General features: G+C 37.4%; 19 protein-coding genes. 5 read left to right on the top strand and 14 right to left on the bottom strand.

The window, feature by feature from the left end; translation table 11 throughout:
- Window positions 1-13: 13 nt before the first annotated feature.
- Complete coding sequence (gene rsgA, locus NSQ74_RS05175; protein WP_340821900.1) at window positions 14-1,084, bottom strand: ribosome small subunit-dependent GTPase A; 1,071 nt, start codon at window positions 1,082-1,084, stop codon at window positions 14-16.
- Window positions 1,085-1,464: 380 nt separating this feature from the next.
- Here rsgA and NSQ74_RS05170 point away from each other — a divergent pair, with 380 nt between their 5' ends.
- Complete coding sequence (locus tag NSQ74_RS05170) at window positions 1,465-2,547, top strand: type III polyketide synthase (RefSeq protein WP_340821898.1); 1,083 nt, start codon at window positions 1,465-1,467, stop codon at window positions 2,545-2,547.
- 1 nt (window position 2,548) lies between these two features.
- Entirely contained in the window at window positions 2,549-3,091 is a 543-nt protein-coding gene (locus NSQ74_RS05165) for an isoprenylcysteine carboxyl methyltransferase family protein (RefSeq protein WP_340821897.1), read from the top strand.
- A 104-nt stretch (window positions 3,092-3,195) separates the two neighbouring features.
- On the opposite strand, the gene NSQ74_RS05160 is transcribed toward NSQ74_RS05165, so the two are convergent.
- Window positions 3,196-4,392, bottom strand: coding sequence for a GTP-binding protein (locus NSQ74_RS05160; RefSeq protein ID WP_340821895.1), 1,197 nt, complete (start codon window positions 4,390-4,392; stop codon window positions 3,196-3,198).
- A gap of 168 nt (window positions 4,393-4,560) precedes the next feature.
- Between NSQ74_RS05160 and rpmG the strand changes: the two genes are divergently transcribed.
- The gene (gene rpmG / locus NSQ74_RS05155) at window positions 4,561-4,710 is read left to right on the top strand and encodes a 50S ribosomal protein L33 (RefSeq protein ID WP_340821894.1); all 150 of its coding nucleotides are present in this window, start codon (window positions 4,561-4,563) and stop codon (window positions 4,708-4,710) included.
- A 298-nt stretch (window positions 4,711-5,008) separates the two neighbouring features.
- On the opposite strand, the gene NSQ74_RS05150 is transcribed toward rpmG, so the two are convergent.
- From NSQ74_RS05150 to NSQ74_RS05135, 4 genes are all read right to left on the bottom strand, one after another.
- Window positions 5,009-5,818, bottom strand: coding sequence for a hypothetical protein (locus NSQ74_RS05150; protein WP_340821893.1), 810 nt, complete (start codon window positions 5,816-5,818; stop codon window positions 5,009-5,011).
- A 19-nt stretch (window positions 5,819-5,837) separates the two neighbouring features.
- Complete coding sequence (locus tag NSQ74_RS05145; protein WP_340821891.1) at window positions 5,838-6,134, bottom strand: hypothetical protein; 297 nt, start codon at window positions 6,132-6,134, stop codon at window positions 5,838-5,840.
- Window positions 6,127-6,702, bottom strand: coding sequence for a hypothetical protein (locus NSQ74_RS05140; protein WP_340821890.1), 576 nt, complete (start codon window positions 6,700-6,702; stop codon window positions 6,127-6,129). The genes NSQ74_RS05145 and NSQ74_RS05140 overlap by 8 nt, the downstream gene beginning before the upstream one ends.
- Before the next feature lie 98 nt (window positions 6,703-6,800).
- A complete protein-coding gene (locus tag NSQ74_RS05135; protein WP_340821889.1) occupies window positions 6,801-7,439 on the bottom strand; it encodes a hypothetical protein in 639 nt (212 codons plus the stop codon).
- 226 nt (window positions 7,440-7,665) lie between these two features.
- On the opposite strand from NSQ74_RS05135, the gene NSQ74_RS05130 reads away from it, so the two are divergent.
- Window positions 7,666-8,943 carry a hypothetical protein gene (locus NSQ74_RS05130; protein WP_340821887.1) on the top strand — a complete coding sequence of 426 codons (1,278 nt, stop codon included), beginning with the start codon at window positions 7,666-7,668 and terminating at the stop codon, window positions 8,941-8,943.
- 333 nt (window positions 8,944-9,276) lie between these two features.
- Window positions 9,277-9,912, top strand: a complete 636-nt coding sequence (locus NSQ74_RS05125; RefSeq protein ID WP_340821886.1) for an exosporium glycoprotein BclB-related protein — start codon at window positions 9,277-9,279, stop codon at window positions 9,910-9,912.
- Between the two features lie 111 nt (window positions 9,913-10,023).
- On the opposite strand, the gene NSQ74_RS05120 is transcribed toward NSQ74_RS05125, so the two are convergent.
- The 8 genes from NSQ74_RS05120 to NSQ74_RS05085 form a co-directional block, all read right to left on the bottom strand.
- On the bottom strand, window positions 10,024-10,536 hold the full coding sequence (locus tag NSQ74_RS05120) for a YfiT family bacillithiol transferase (protein WP_340821885.1): 513 nt from the start codon (window positions 10,534-10,536) through the stop codon (window positions 10,024-10,026).
- 176 nt (window positions 10,537-10,712) lie between these two features.
- Window positions 10,713-11,354 carry a hypothetical protein gene (locus NSQ74_RS05115; RefSeq protein WP_340821883.1) on the bottom strand — a complete coding sequence of 214 codons (642 nt, stop codon included), beginning with the start codon at window positions 11,352-11,354 and terminating at the stop codon, window positions 10,713-10,715.
- A gap of 5 nt (window positions 11,355-11,359) precedes the next feature.
- On the bottom strand, window positions 11,360-11,827 hold the full coding sequence (locus NSQ74_RS05110) for a GNAT family N-acetyltransferase (protein ID WP_340821881.1): 468 nt from the start codon (window positions 11,825-11,827) through the stop codon (window positions 11,360-11,362).
- A gap of 89 nt (window positions 11,828-11,916) precedes the next feature.
- Complete coding sequence (locus NSQ74_RS05105) at window positions 11,917-12,696, bottom strand: alpha/beta hydrolase (RefSeq protein ID WP_445669054.1); 780 nt, start codon at window positions 12,694-12,696, stop codon at window positions 11,917-11,919.
- Complete coding sequence (locus NSQ74_RS05100) at window positions 12,693-13,475, bottom strand: ABC transporter ATP-binding protein (RefSeq protein ID WP_340826403.1); 783 nt, start codon at window positions 13,473-13,475, stop codon at window positions 12,693-12,695. The genes NSQ74_RS05105 and NSQ74_RS05100 overlap by 4 nt, the downstream gene beginning before the upstream one ends.
- A gap of 29 nt (window positions 13,476-13,504) precedes the next feature.
- A complete protein-coding gene (locus tag NSQ74_RS05095) occupies window positions 13,505-14,536 on the bottom strand; it encodes a FecCD family ABC transporter permease (RefSeq protein WP_340821880.1) in 1,032 nt (343 codons plus the stop codon).
- Entirely contained in the window at window positions 14,529-15,536 is a 1,008-nt protein-coding gene (locus NSQ74_RS05090) for a FecCD family ABC transporter permease (RefSeq protein WP_340821879.1), read from the bottom strand. Before NSQ74_RS05090 ends, NSQ74_RS05095 begins: the two co-directional genes overlap by 8 nt.
- A gap of 90 nt (window positions 15,537-15,626) precedes the next feature.
- A complete protein-coding gene (locus tag NSQ74_RS05085) occupies window positions 15,627-16,607 on the bottom strand; it encodes an ABC transporter substrate-binding protein (protein ID WP_340821878.1) in 981 nt (326 codons plus the stop codon).
- Window positions 16,608-16,913: the final 306 nt, after the last annotated feature.

The raw sequence follows: 16,913 nt of genomic DNA, 5'->3' as shown, positions 1-16,913 counted from the left end.
AAAAGCTTGTTAACTATTTTTTGCCCTTCTTCATGCCTTTCGCAATTTGCTTCCATTTGCGTTGCTCATTCAGCTTTGCCTGCATATTCGTTTTTCGCTCAATAAAAGCAAGCTCCTTTTGCAACTTGAAATAGCTTTGCAAACGTGATTGTTCAAGTGCTCCATCTTTAATAGCTTGTTGCACCGCACAGTGTGGCTCCATATGATGCGTACAATCTCTGTAACGACATGCGGCTGCAAATTCTTCAATATCACGGAAACTAGAAGATAGACTTTCACTTTGATCCCATAATTGCAACTCACGCATTCCTGGGGTATCGATTAAGCAGCCACCACTTGGCAATACAATTAATTCTCGGTGTGTAGTCGTATGGCGCCCTTTGGCATCATCCTCCCGAATACCTGAAACTTTCATAAGCTCTTCTCCACTTAATGCATTCATTAAAGTGGATTTCCCTGCACCCGATGAACCGAGCAGTGCACCTGTCACCCCTTCTGTAAAGAGGTTCTGAATAGCTGTTATGCCTTCGCCTGATCGTGCACTAGTTACAAAAATATCCACACCAAAAGCTACAAGCTCGACTTCCCGTACCATGCTCGAAATATCTTCACATAAATCAGCCTTTGTCAGTACAATTACTGGCTTCGCACCGGAATCCCAAGCGGCTACTAAATAGCGCTCTAAACGACGAATATTAAAATCTGCATTTAAGCTCATTACAAGTAGCACAATATCAACATTTGATGCTACAATTTGTTCCTTTATTTCCTGTCCTGCAACCTTACGAGAAAATACGGACTTTCGGTTAAATAATTTATGAATTATCGCCTTTTCTTCCCCCGCCATTTTCTCGACTAATACCCAATCTCCAACTGCTGGATAGTCCTCTCTTGCTACCGATGTATATGCAAAATGTCCAGCGACTGTAGCTAGCCATTCACCTTCTTCAGCTAGTACACGATATGAATGCTTATGCTCCAAAGTAACTCGGGCAGGTACACAGTTCGCTAACTTTGATTCCTCTTTAAACGCAGTTACTTGCTCTTCAAAATAAGTTGAAAACCCTAATGTTGTTAATTTCAATTGTTATTCCTCCTAAATGTGTCTATCAATTACGCCTCTAAGTGCGAAACAAGCATAAAAAAACCTTGCAACTGCAATTCGGCAGTTACAAGGTTTCACAGGCACGTTTAAGGGAATACACAAATAGCCTTTGTCACATAGTAGTCGTTAACTCTACGGGCAAGGTCAAATCGCATATTTTAGGCGTGTGAAATTGAACAAACCGAATTGCAGTTCGTTAAAAACGGATCTATTCATCATGTCACATCACCTACTTCCAATTTAGATGTTACCAATATATCTAAATTGTTCATAATTGTCAAATAAATTTATTGAAGCATGTACGCCCTTCCTATCTGCATACAATGTACAAGACCACTATTTGCGAAGGAGATGTTGAATTGTCAAAAATTATTTCTATCAGCACATATCAACCACCTTACACATTGCAACAGGCGAACGCAGAGGCGTTAACAAAGGAGCTCTTTTATGAAAAAATTCCAAAGTTAGAGCGTTATTTAAAAGTATTTGATAATGGTGGCATCGATACTCGTCATTTCTGTGTACCCGCTGAGTGGCACCGTAGTGAGCATACTTTCGAAGAACGTAACAATCTGTATATAGAGCTAGCAACACAATATAGCGTTGAAGTCATTCAAGCCTGTTTACAAAATGAATCTTTTTTAGAAGCACCTATTTCCCCTAAAGATATTGATGCTATTATTTTCGTGAGTAGTACGGGCATATCTACACCAAGCATAGATGCTCGTATCATGAATCAACTGCCTTTTTCCGATAGGTTAAAGCGCATACCATTGTGGGGGTTAGGCTGTGCAGGGGGAGCTGCTGGAGTTAGTCGTGCTTATGATTATTGCAAAGCGCATCCTCAAGAAAAGGTACTTGTTGTATGTGTCGAACTTTGTAGCCTAACTTTTCAGCAAAACGATCTTTCTAAAAGTAATTTAATTGGCGCCTCCCTATTCGCTGACGGCGCTGCCTGCATACTCGTTTGTGGAGACGATGTTGCAATTCCAACAAAAAAACCAATTCCTTCAATTGTTTCAACTGGTTCTAAGTGGATGCCCGATTCAGAAAATGTAATGGGCTGGAATATAAAAAACAATGGCCTTCATGTCGTTTTCCAAAAAAGTATTCCATCCATTATTACAAATTGGCTTGGTCCTTTCATTGAACAATTTTTAGTTGAACAACAACTTTACAGTGAGCAGCTTGATCATTTTATTGCACATCCAGGGGGAAAAAAAGTGTTAAAAGCGTATGAGGATACGTTATATCTTGCTGAACAAAAAACCGACATTTCTCGGGAAATATTACGTCAACACGGTAATATGTCTTCTCCTACTGTTTTGTATGTACTAGAGCAGTTTATGTTAAACGAAGGGCAAATAGATGATATTGGGTTGCTAGTCGCCCTCGGTCCAGGCTTCTGTGCAGAGGCTGTATTACTTAAATGGAGGGAGTAATATGCTTTTTTACATTATTTTAATTCTTGTTATTCTACAAAGATTAGCAGAGGTTTTAATAGCAAAACGTCATGAAAAATGGATGTTTGCAAAAGGAGCCTATGAAGTCGGCGCTTCACATTATCCCTATATGGTTGCTATGCATGTTAGCTTTTTTCTATTTTTAATTGTTGAAGTAGTTTCAAATAAAAATGGTCCATCGTCCTTATTCCCGTTATTTTTCTTATTATTCCTTATGGTGCAAGCTTTGCGTATTTGGTGTATCCGTTCATTAGGACCATTTTGGAATACGAAAATACTGATTTTACCTGGCGCAAAAGTTGTACGTAAAGGCCCTTATACATTTATGCGACACCCGAATTATGCCGTTGTTAGCTTGGAGATTCTTCTACTACCAATTATGTTCCAAGCTTATTTCACAGCATTTTGCTTTACGCTCTTAAACATTACAATGCTTTCAGTACGGATTCCTATTGAGGAAAAAGCATTACGTGATGCGACAAACTATAATCATGTATTTAAAAAGGATCTACCACAAAAATAATGTGGTAGATTCTTTTTTACGTAAATCGTAAATAAGGTCGATTTTCATTACAAATTGACTACTTTTTGCTAGCGCGGCTTAACTCACAATCAAGCAGCACTACATTAACTCCACTCCCAATGAAAGGGATCCTCTAGCTTGCCCCACGGCTCTGTAAATTCATCAGTCGTCAATAAGCATGCATCTAGTTCCTTTGTTATTGCTTCTTTGTCTAAATCGATGCCTATAATGACTAGCTGTGTCATACGGTCACCAAATTCCTCATCCCAATCCTCCAAAACCTCTGGGCTTTGTAAAAAAACATCCTTTTGCTGCGCTGTTGGTAATGCCGCTACCCAATAGGAAACAGGTTCAATTTTTGCAGAGGAACCTGCCTGTGACAATAACAACGCTACTTCCTGATGTTTTGCGCTCCAAATAATACCCTTTGCACGCACAATGGATTGAGGCATATTATCACACCACTCAACAAAACGCATCGGATGGAAAGGCATTTTACGCTTATACGTGAATGAAGCAATGCCATACTCCTCTGTCTCCGGTGTATGATTTTCATGCCCAAGTTCTAACTCTTTTAACCAGCCAGCAGATTCTGATACTCGCTCAAAATCAAAACGTCCTGTATTTAAAATTGCACTTGGCTCGATTACACCATTAATTGTACGTATTAGCGTTGCCTCAGGTTGTAATGCACGCAAAATACGTTCTAATCGTTCAAGTTCGTCTTCTGTTACGAGGTCACACTTGTTCAATACTAAAACATCACAAAATTCAATTTGGTCAATCAATAAATCTGCCACATCTCGTTCATCTAATTCACCAACAGCTTCCTTACGCTCTAACAAGCTTTCGCCTGACTGAAAATCATGCCAAAAACGGTGTGCATCGACTACAGTCACCATCGTATCGAGTTGACAAAACTTTGTTAAATCAATTCCAAGCTCCTCATCCAAATAACTGAACGTTTGCGCCACTGGAATAGGTTCACTAATACCCGTCGACTCAATTAAAATATAATCTATATTTCCAAGCTCCGCGAGGCGTTTAACCTCTTGTAATAAATCCTCACGTAACGTGCAACATATACAACCATTGGAAAGCTCTACGAATTTTTCCTCCGTTCGAGAAATACCACTTCCACTTGCAATAAGTTCTGCATCAATATTAATTTCACTCATATCATTGACAATAACAGCCACCCGTATATTTTTCTCATTTTGTAGGACATGATTCATCATCGTTGTTTTACCTGAACCTAAATAACCACTTAAAACTGTCACTGGGATTTTCTTTGTCGTCATATTCCAACCTCCTTAAATCGTAATCATTACTATTTACAAGTTGTAATTTAATCATAGAAAAGCTGATAATGCAATGCTTAACTTTTTGTGTAGCTACATCTTGACAATAGAAAATAAAAATAATATTGTATAAAGCGTAATGATTACTATTTAAAAAGAGGTGATAGGATGCGTGTTCAAATTATTTTAGCCTGTACAGAAACTGGAGATAAAAACTACATTACTTCAAAAAACAAACGAAATAATCCAGAAAGACTGGAGTTAAAAAAATATTCTCCTCGTTTAAAGCGCGTAACGTTACACAGAGAAACAAAATAAAAAAATTCATCGTCAACTAAACAATCCTGTCAAAGGTTTTAAAAGTTCCGCTATGTAAGATAAAAAAATTCGATATTTTGCTTCAATATAGTTTAGAAGTGAGCACTAGTAGTTCGGAGCACCTGCTCAGAACGTAAGGCGCAACAAACTACAAACTTTCGAGTGTTGCGCCTTACGTTGTGCTGAGCGGAAAGCGCCCGCAGTAGCGAAGTAACGATTACAGCAAAAAAAGCGCTAGATTGATTGTAGTCAATCTAACACTTTTTCTCTTCATACTATCCTTATAAACAGCCTGGTTTTACATAGACCTATTCACATTAATCTCCATAGCGAGCTGAGTCAATTGGTGCTCTAAGTCATCTAGGATACGAACTTTCTTCTCTAGTTGCTCCTCAAAATCATTGGATTGCGCTATTATTTTTTGTATCTTAGCATCTAGATTTAAAAGCACCTTCGAATTGACAGACATATTTTCGCCATTTAAGCCTACAGCACTTGTGTTGTTGTTGTTTTTAATATCCATTAACTCAAAGGACAATCTATTTATTTCATTATCTCTTTCTACTAACTCCTTAACTAAATAGTCATGTACATTATTTTCGTCATGTCTCTGTATGGCTTCGACTATAGCATTCATTTTTTCATTCGCTGCTTTTGTAAATGTACTTAGCTGTATTTCAAGACTTTCAATCGCCTGCTTTTCTTCCGCTACATAATTTCTTTTAATAGCGAGCAGTTCATTATTATTAGCGTTTGTAGTTTGCCGTAATTCTTTATTCTCAGAACGTAAATGTTCAATTTCTCTTAATAATGTATCTATCGAGGAAATGTGTTTTTTTCGTTGAATTTCCCTTCTCTGTATATCCTCATTATAAGCCTTTAATTCCTTTTCATTCGTTCTTTTTAATTTCATCCGATCCATCGCAAGCTCTTTATTACGTTTCGTCAATTGAACATTTTCCCGCTCTAGTCTAAGTACGAGTGAATAATAATCGCTATCTCTAAGTCTATTTATTTCATTTTTATATTTAGCAAGTTCTGCTCTTAAAAAAATAATCATTTGCTGGAGCTGTATAGGATCGTTATTTTTAACGCTTTGATTATCCACGTTAGTACCTCCTATCACGTTAGCTTTTCAAATAATCTATTATTTCCTCAAATTGCACTTTATTATCAGCTATTAAATCATCAAGTTCTTTTATGAGATGCAATTCAAACTGTCCAGTTATATTCTCTTCTGGTGCTCTCTTGTCGCCAGATAATAAATAGGAAAGCAGTAAATGCAACGTACTTTTTTCAAGAAATGCAAAGCTATTATCTCCCTCCTTTCTAAAATCCGTGACATTACTAAGTTGATCCTTCATAAAATGACGAACGATTTGTTCTAAACCTGCTTCTAGTTTTTGTTCTTCTATTTCACTCATCTTGATCCTCCTGTACAACGTTAATTCCATTGAGATTAATAGGATTTAGTACGAAGACACCGTCTTGTAGCTCATCACAATATGTAAAGCCCGTTATTGTACCAGCATAGGATAAATTATGGGACCATTTAATTTGGAAATTAGTAAATGAAATCGTCTCGTTTGGTTCAATTGTTGTTTTGCCTATTGGTTTAAGCCAAAATTCTGTATTGTTAGAGCTATCATTTATTCGTTCCCAGCTACCCGCGGTTTTTAAATTTTGACTAAAATGCTCATATACATATCTACCTGAGAAGGAAAACGGGGAATCTTCAGGTAGCTTTATGCACAAATAAGGATTTGTTATTGGTTGATTACCTATATTGCGAATATGATAAGAACCAAGACATAGACTCTCCTGTTCTGAATCATAAGAAATATTAAGAGAAGTCGTGAAATAACTAATAACACTTACATTTTTTTGAAAATTTTGTTCCTCCACTAGCTTTTTTATTTCACGGACATAAAACGTCGTTTGCTCTTTAAGATTCTTTATTTTTTCTTCGACAGAATCTTTATGAGTACTCATAATTAGTGCCCCCTTGCCTATATAATATGTAACAAAAATAAAAAAAGAGAGGATAATCCTCTCTTTAAGGTATGACATATGTTTATGTGTTAGCACTCTTAACCCATAGTTGGGAAAATAACGGAGCATTGCTTTGGACGAACCGTAGACGGGCATGAGAATGGTAAATCTGCTCTTGGCTCGCAGTAATTCGCTAAGAATTCCACAGTAACTGGGAATGTAGATTGAATACTTTGACAAACTGCTACTGTTATTGTCAACGCAGAAAACGTAATTGTTCCAGTACCAGCAGTAAGTGTACCCGTTGTACACACGAAGCAATCTAAATCAGTATAAAGGATTTCTACATCTGTTCCTTGAGGTGCGCATAATGTAACTTGTTCACAACGTGATACCGGAATCTCACTACTTGTTAATACAGCTCCAGTTGGTAAAGTAACAACAATCGTAAGAATGAAGTTCTTTTGAATATTTAAGTGTTGTAGACAAACTGTTGCTCCATCAATAGAAAATTGACGGTTCTCACGATTTAAAATTACGATTGGGTTTGTCGCAGCCGGAGTTACTCTACATGTGACAGTTGCACCTGTTAAAACCGTCGCCGGTGTTACGCCTGGGAAGGTAATTGCACCAGTTGGAGAAATATCAAATGACATTTCCTTTACAATCCAGTCATATACTTTATCGACGTTTATACAAATTAGTTCGCGCGCCTGGGATGGCATATTATCTTGCATCCTTTTGACACCTCCATAAGTTTTTTATCTTTCGTTTGTAGCATATGATTTTTAGCGTTAAGTGCATGGGCTAACAAATAATTTACCATGATAATTATTCAACAAGTGTTATTGCTATTTACTATTAAAGAACACTTTTCTCCCCTTTCGAGTAGGATTAAATGATTTGTAACAGAAAGTGGGGGTTTTTAATAAAATACTAATGGACTGAAAGGGGTGAAATGCAATGGAAGATTCGAAGTTGTACTCCACTCAAGACATTGAAAAATTAAAAGAAAAAATCGATGGCTATAAAGAAACGTTAACAACATTAAAAATGGGTACTTCAATCGAGGATTACTTATTTATGAAAAATGAGTTTGAGGATCTTAAAAAACAAATTGTACATTTAGAAGGACTCACAGAAACAATTGATGGTAAACACAGTATGCAAATTAAAGAATATGAAGAGCAAGTCAAACAGCTTTCTATTCATATTGAATCCCTCAATCAAGCAATTGAGGAAATGAATCAAGAAATTTTAGCCGTATTAAATAAATTAATAACCGTTGAAAACAATATACCAAAAGACAATTTTCCAACAAATGTTGATGAAAGCTCAGTAAAAAGTATAGCCCTTCCTTCAAGAAAACTTTTAGAAAAAATAGAGCAAACTACTGTACAACCACCATTACCTACTACTGAACCAAGTTATAAATTCCTTCAAGATTTGGCTGGTAAAGCTTTTAATATGAACAATGGAGTACCTTTTCCTCCTAATAATAATCCTGTACAAAAACAAGAAGAACGCCATTTTAACCAGCACTACTTTCAATCAATCAATACACACCCAAGTCAGATTTATAACGGTTTATATAGAAACACCACAGCAGAATCAACTTTTCATTTTAAAAATGCAGCAGACACGCAAGGAATCCCAGTAAGCGTTGTAGAAGCAAATAGTTTAACAGCTCCTATAGCAAAAGAGGAGACTACGGAAGCTATTGCTCCTACTGCTACTGATATGAACATAACAGAAGTCTCTGCTCCTCCCACAAATGAATTGAACATAACAGAAGTCCCTACTCCTATCACAAATGACTTGGACATAACAGAAGCTTCTGCTCCTACTACAAATGAATTAGAGATAATCGAAGCCTCTGCACCTAACGCAAATGATTTGGAGATAATAGAAGCCTCTGCTCCTCTCACAAATGAATTAGAGATAACAGAAGCATCTGTTCCTAACGCAAACGACTTGGACATAGCAGAAACCTCCGCTCCTAACGCAAATGACTTGGACATAACAGAAACCTCTACATCTATAGTTCCTACATCTTCAATTATTCAAGCTGAGCCTTCTTCTTTAAGCGTATCGAATGAAAACATAGAACTAGTAAAGGAAGAAAGCATTGCACAAATGGAGTTCAATAACCAAACTGAAGATATAAAAGAAGTAGTGGAGGAAGAAGTGAAGAAAGAAAAAAATTCTTTATTTTTCAATCTATTTCGGAGACGCAATTAGCTTGAGACTTCGGAGGAAAAACAATTCAACGGTATAAAATCAACCATCATTATTCCTATAGGTAAATGTCCAATAGGTATTCAAAAATACATATTGGACTTTTTTACGTCCAATCTTTGAATTCTGCTTTCAAGTGCCTTGAAGAACATTTACACATGATGAACGTGTAATAGTGGCTTTAAAATTTTTTTAAGTAGACAATAGACTAATCTGTATCACTTACAGGCATTTTTCTCTTTTTCTTGTATTGTCAAAATAGCTTTATGTATGTAGTTAATAGCCCTTTTTCTTTATTCTTCTATGAATAGAATAATGAAGAAAGGAGGTGTAAATATGTTCTTAAATAATTCTATGTCTAATAGTGGATGTGGTTGCTCATCTAGATCTGGTAATATGGAATGCCAAAATTTTGGCCCATTTTTAGCGATTGATGCTGCATGTATTCCACCACTACAACCAGTTACTGAAGGTTCCATTATCCCATTCTCTTCTGGGGTTACACCTGTTGTGTTAACTTCTTTAGTAACAGGTTTAATCGCTACACCATCCCTTATTGGATTCGGTACTGCAGTTCCTGGTGTTACGCTCGTTGGAGAAACACTTGATTTGTCTGGCGTAGTAACGGAAGCATTTACGGTACCACGCGCAGGTAATATTACAGGCCTTTCTGCATCATTCTCTACTACGCTTGCCGTTACTCTAGTTGGTAGTACTACAGTTACTGCTACAATCTATCGTGCACCTGCTGGAAGCACGGTTTATACAGCTACAACTGCTACTGTTAATTTAGCTCCGCCATTTACAGGCATTATAGCACTAGGTACTACAGCATTTGGTTCAGGCAGTTTTGCACCTGTTCCAGTGACTGCTGGTGACAAACTAGTTATGGTGTACTCTATTACTACAGCTGGTGTAGCTGTTGCTCAAGTACTTACTGGTACAGCAAGTGCTGGCATTACAATTCAATAAATTAAATTTTTAACGTCCCAGTTTATTCGGCTAAAAATCCACACACATTTGAATAGTCAAAATAAAATAAGGCGACTTTCCTCAGAAGTGAGGATAAGTCGCCTTTTTTATTTATTTTGCAAGAGCATTTTGTATATGAGCAAGATGATGCTTTCCATGCCATGCATACAGAGCGAGTGCTTTTTCAAGCGTCATTAGCCCGTTGTCTGGATGCTGAAAAGCCCGTTGTATTTGCTTATCCGTTAAACTTGTCAGCAAATAAACCCAACGTTCATGTAGACTTTCAAGTAACTTATAGGAAGTGGCAACAGGCATATCAGAATCCGGAAGCACTGCCCAATCCTCTTCATTGTATGGCTTAATAGTCGGTGTATCTTCGGTTAAAGCTAATTTAAAGCGAATAAAACTATTCATGTGACTATCCGCCAGATGATGGACCAGTTGCGTTACAGTCCAACCATTCTCTCGGTAGGATTTCGCTAATGATTGTTCACTTGCTCCACTTAATGCCTCCGCTAATTGCCTTGGCAATAGACGGATATCATCAATCCATTTCTGTACTTGCTGTGCCGTTACTACTTCTGGAAATTGAAATTGTCCAATCGGATATCGTAAATCGTTCATTTAGCTCGCCCCCGTTTCTCTTTCTAATTTCATTATACTACCAATTTAGAAGTTTCATTTCATTTGAATTTAAAATTCTATCGGCGATTGCGTGAGTTTTATCGGCGATTTGGGCACTTCTATCAGCGATTGCTCGACTTTTATCGGCGATTTGAGCATTTCTATCGGCGATTTTCCTATTTCATAACAAATCCAACTAATGATTTCAAAGGATGTATAATTGGAATCTCGAACTCCTTTTCAAATTGTTGTGCCGCTTCGACCATCGATAGCTGGGCAACAGAAATTAGCCGACCTTCGCTCATTATTTCCCGGAAATATTGTATAATTGCATTGTTGTATGCTTGCTTTTTCCCTTGCATAATAAGCTCAAATGTATTGTTTATTACCTTCGCCTGAACGTCTATCGCTTTATCATGGAGCTTAGCATATTGGTAGAGTCTCTCCATCGTTCCATCCACCGTTGCAGGGTTTGTAAAAAGTATTATTTGTGGTTGCGTCACTTCGCACAGTGATTGAAAAAAGGGTTCATCTATTTTAATAATTGGAATAGATAATGACAACTCTTCTTCCTTTAACAACGCAATATAATTTGTACATGTAATTAAAATGGCATCGACATTACAACTTGCTATCCACTCTACTTGCTCCTTCACCTTTAATGACAAACCACCAGTACCCTTTGCCACATGCTGTATAAGTCCCGGATCAACAAAATGCTCAAGCTCTAATTCATGTATGCTATTAAATGCCTGCTCTATGTAGTCTATATTGGAATAGTGTGCGTGCAAACAGCCTATTCTTTTCTTCAAATGCACTCCCCCTAAAGTTTCTTTTCCATTGTTACAATCGGAAGAGAAAAACCATTACGATTTTCTCCTATCGTTTCTTTAGTGATAACATATCCTAACGAGCGGTATAACTCAATATTACGTGGTACATTCATACGGACTTTACATTCACTAATCGTTTTCCCTTGTGCACGTGCATAATTTTCAAGTTCAACTATTAATGCTTTTGCCAAACCTTGCCCTTGCTTTTCTGGAACTACAGATAACCGAAAGAAATAAATGCCTTTATTATTCAACGTAAATCGAACCATTGCTACAGGTTGATCTTCCATATAACTAATAAACGCTTGCTCGCCATTATTGAGCGCCTGTTCAATTGATTCTACCGTTTCACTTAATGCACTGGATGGTGGCATTGCATGTTCATATTCTTTAAAAGCCTGAAGCATTAATTTATGCACTACTTGTGCATCCTTACTATTTGCCAAAATAATTCCCATCTAAGTCACATCCTTTTAATTATAAATACATATTATTGCATTTTTATCCATAAGTAAACCGCATTACCAAAGATAATGCGGTTACTGAATTAATATTTATTCACAAAACGTATTGCTCTACTCATTACAGTGGGTACGACAGACGCATGATTTTCATTCAATGCTTCATAAAATTCAATACTCATTACTTGCATTAGCTCATTGGCCATTTGTCGTCCGTCATCTACCATAAATGTTTCAAGTTCCCCTACACCGATAAATAATTGTTCGTTCACTTGCTTGTGCTCTTCCATAAATACACTTGCCTTATGGAACAATTCATGTTCATTCCACCAGATGGAAGGACTAATAGCTATATAACGTTGGAAACTTTGTTTTTCATTCAATAATTGCCACAACACAAAATAGCCTGCTAAAGAGTGCCCAAATAAAGTTTGATGCTGTTCATTTACATGGAATTGTTGCTGAATTTGTGGCTTTAATTCCTCCTGTAAAAAGCGACTAAAACTCACTGCACCTCCATGCTTATCATATCCATTTCCTTTAAATCTTGCAGGATAGCTATACGTTTCGGCTGGTGCTGTAAAATCATAAAAACGTCGTTCATGCATATCAGCCCCATGTCCTACACCGACGACAATAGCAGGTACGATGCCTGTTTTGGGCGCATTACGACTTTGCAGGCGAATTGCTTCCTTCACCAAATTGAAGTATGACGATCCGTCTAATACATATAAAACTGGAAAGCCGCCTTGAGGTATTTCCCCTTGAGGTACATAGATGTTTATTGTATACGTATAATCAGTAAACTTCGAATTCATTTCATAAGAAATAAAATCTGATACGTTAATTGCTTGTTCTACAGTCATTTATCTTCCTCCTTTAAAACATCATAGCCATAACATACAGGAGTGTTTGTTGCTGGGTCTTCCATAATTCTTGCCGTAATATTGAACACTTTCCGCATGACGTCCGCACATAAAATTTCCTGTGGTGTTCCCGTTTCCACAATAACACCTTGACGCATAGCGATTAAATGATCAGAATATCTTGCTGCATGGTTAATATCATGCAAAACCATAACAATCGTACAGCTGTGTTGTTCATTTAAATTTTTTACGATATCTAAAACCTCTAACTGATGCGCCATATCTAAATAAGTCGTTGGCTCGTCTAACAGCAAAATGCTCGTTTCTTGTGCTAATGCCATTGCTAGCCAAACACGTTGGCGTTGACCTCCAGAAAGTTGTGCAAGCTCTCGGTTGCGATACTCCAATGTATTTGTGACCGTTAAGGCCCATTCAATCATTTCTTCATCTTTTTTCGTTAAGCGATTGACATTATTACGATGTGGATAACGACCGTATGCAATTAGCTCCTCTACCTTCAACTGTCCTGGTGCAATTGGTGTCTGTGATAGGATTGCTAACTTTTTCGCAATTTCTTTCGTCGACAAATTTTGCATATTTTGTTCCTGTAAATAAACCGTTCCCTGTTGTTTCTTTAAAATACGTCCTATTGTTTTTAATAAGGTAGATTTTCCACAACCATTAGGACCGATAATAGTTGTCACTTTTCCCTCTTCTATCGTTAAGTTCAATCCTTCAAATACACGAACATGCTCATAACCTGAAGACAGATTTTCCATTCTAAATGCAGTTTGCACACTACTTCCTCCTATGCTTTTGACTTCACTAGTAAATACAAGAAGTACGGAATACCAATAATTGAAACAACAATACCAACTGCTAGCTCTGAAGGTGCAAAGACAGTTTTACCAATAAAGTCAGCAAACACAAGAAGGCATGCACCTATTAGGGCACTCACCGGCATTACATAACGATGTTGAATACCGACAAGTTGTTTAGCAATATGTGGCGCCATTAATCCAATAAAACCAATACTTCCGGAGACGGATACACAGGCGCTCACTAAGCCTACACTCGCCAATAATAATTTAATTTTCTCTTTTTCTAGCGCTATGCCTAAGCTTGTAATACTGTCTTCTTCCAATTGAAAATAATCGAGTAAATACGATTTACGATATACATAAAAACCTAGCAATAGGAGCCATGGCAACATCGACACGACAAAAATCCAATTGGCATTATAAATAGAACCAGCCATCCAAACTGCTGCCGATTCATAATCTTGCGCATTCATTTTCAACGATAGAAACAGCGATAATGCACCAAATCCACTATTAATAGCAATCCCTGTTAAGATCAGTCGCTGCATATCTAGGTGGCCATTTTTCATGGCAAACGAAAAAATTAAAGCTGCGGCCATCGTACCGCCCACAAAACCGAATATCGGCATGATTAAAATAGATAACCAGCTACTAATATCCGCTGTTACAAGACGGAATTGAAAGAAAAACATAAAAATAACTACTGCTGCACCCGCTCCAGCATTAATACCTAAAATTCCTGGGTCTGCTAAGCCATTTCGTGTAATGCCCTGCAGCACAACCCCTGCCATGCCTAGCCCCACACCAACAAGTGCTGCTATTACAATTCGAGGTAAACGAAATTCAAAAATAACAAGATCATATTTCGGGTTTGGCTCAATACGTAAAAGTGTTTTTAGTACATCTAATACTGACATATCAAAAACGCCATTCGTAATATGGAGATAGCTTGCCCCTAATATAAATAATAGAAGGATAGCGACAGTCGTAATGACTGCACGGGAAGTTTTTTTATGCATGCTTTTCACCTCCGTGCTTACGAACTAAGTATAAGAAGAATGGTACACCGACTAGCGCTGTTAATACACCAATTGGCGTTTCGTATGGATAATTTACATAACGACTGAGCACATCGCACAGTGCTAAGAAAAATGCTCCTATTACCGCTGCACATGGAATAATAAAGCGATAATCAACACCAACAAGGAAACGTGTAATATGTGGAATAACAAGCCCAACAAAAGCTATTTTTCCGACAAGTGCCACCGCTGTACCTGTTAAACATACAACTGCAAGCATACTAACAATTTTTACTGCTTTTGTTTTTTGACCAAGACCTAAGGCAATATCGTCGCCTAATGCGGTGATAGTAATAGCTCTTGCCGATAATAATGCAAGAATAAGGCCTATTAATCCGAAAGGTATTGAAAGCATGAGCATATCATTGTCTACTGTATGTACCTTAGTGTTATACCAAGCACTAACCGTTTGCGACACTTGGAAATACATTGCTATTGCTGTCGCTATACTACTCAAAAATGTCCCTATTACTGTTCCAATAATTGCTAACCGAACTGGGGAAAGCCCATTCCGTATTAGAGAGCCAAACCCGAAAACGATGCCTGCTCCCATAGCAGAGCCGAGCATAGATAGTAAAATCATTTGGTAATTTGGAAGTCCTGGAAAAAATACAAGCGCCAATGTAATGACAAATGCGGAGCCATCATTAACGCCCATCAATGATGGTGATGCTAAATAATTTCGAGTAATACCTTGCATAACCGCCCCGGCTACTGCCAAAAACGCACCTACTAGTAATACGGCGCAAATTCTAGGAATACGACTAGTCCTAACAATTTGATGATCAATATTTCCAGCATCAAATGCCGTAAGTGCTTGCCATACGGTTAAGCTGCTAATATCCTTTGTACCGTACATGACAGAAATTAAAGCCACAATTGCAATTAAGAAAGGTGAAGCTACTAATATAGAAAATGATACTATGTTTGTTTTTTTCAACTGCCACACCTTTTTCTATTTAATCTTTATCTTATAAAAGGCTGGTAATAGCCCGGTGCTTGCACCAATTCTACTACCAGCCTACTTCTTCTATTTAAGTAATTTTTCCGCTGCAACATCTAGGAATTTAACCTTAGACCAAGCAGTACCACCTTGAGCAAGTGGATCAATTGCATTGACGAAAATCTGTTCATTTTTAGCTGCCTTTAAGCTTGCAAAAATCGGATTCTTTTGTAAATCTTCTAATGCTTTCGGAGCATCCGTATTTTCAGATTCCTCAAATTGTAGGAAAATCGAGTCTGGGTCGATCTCGGCTAACGTTTCAAGTGAAAGCTCTGCTTGCGCTTTTGTCGCGTTTAAAATTTCAGGTACTGGAGCACCTAAATCTTCATACAGCACAGGATTTAAGTAAACGCCTGCAGGATAAATATACATTACGCCGCCACGTAAGCGAATAATTAATACTTCCTTGTCCGCTAGTTGCTCTTTTGATTTAACCTGAGCGTCCGCTACTTTGGCTTCATAATCTGCAATAATTTTTTTAGCATCATCTTCTTTGTCAGTAAGCTGTGCAAGAAGTGTTAAGTTTTCTTTCCAATTTGTTGAAATATGAGAGTAAGGAATCATTGTTTGAATTTTATTTAATTTTTCAGCCGTTTCCTCAGGGAATTTTGAAGTACCGATAATAACATCGGGGTCAAGTGCTAAAATTGCCTCCGCATTCGGCTCCATTTTATTTCCTACTAGTGTTGCACCCTCTAATTCCTTTGTAAGATATGATGGAATTTTGCCACCAATATCAAGTACACCAACTGGCTTGATACCAAGCATTGCAGCATCTTCCATTGATTCTAAGCTTGCAGCTACAATGTTTTCCACCTTTGCAGGCAGTTCATACGTTTCACCTAAATATGTAATGCTTTGTGTTTTTGCTTGTTCTGTTTGTGTTTCAGTTGTACTTGTTTCTGCTGCTTCGTTTTTGACAGGTGTGGACTCCTCTTTATCAGTACCACACGCCGCAAGGGATAGTGCTAAAAGTGCAGGTGCACACATTTTGATATATTTATTCACAATGAATCTCTCCTCATTATTTTCATCTACTTACGATAATGATAATCATTTTCATTTATAAGTCAATAGTAATTAGCTATTTAATTGATAGTCATTATCATTTACGATTACTATCCTACCAAAGAGAAAAATAGTTGTGAATGGACAATTTTATTTTCTATATGGACTTTTGCCGAAATTATTTTAAAAAAAGATGCTGATTCATAAGAAAAAAAGTGTTAGATTTACCGCAATCAATCTAACACTTTTTCGCTATACCGGTGTCGTTACTGGCGATTTACGAGTTTTTATCGGCGATTTCTCTCC

The sequence above is a fragment of the Lysinibacillus sp. FSL W8-0992 genome, from assembly GCF_038008685.1.
GTDB lineage: Bacteria > Bacillota > Bacilli > Bacillales_A > Planococcaceae > Lysinibacillus.
The sequence above is the reverse complement of the archived record's forward strand: the minus strand, read 5'-3'. Positions and strand labels throughout refer to the sequence as shown.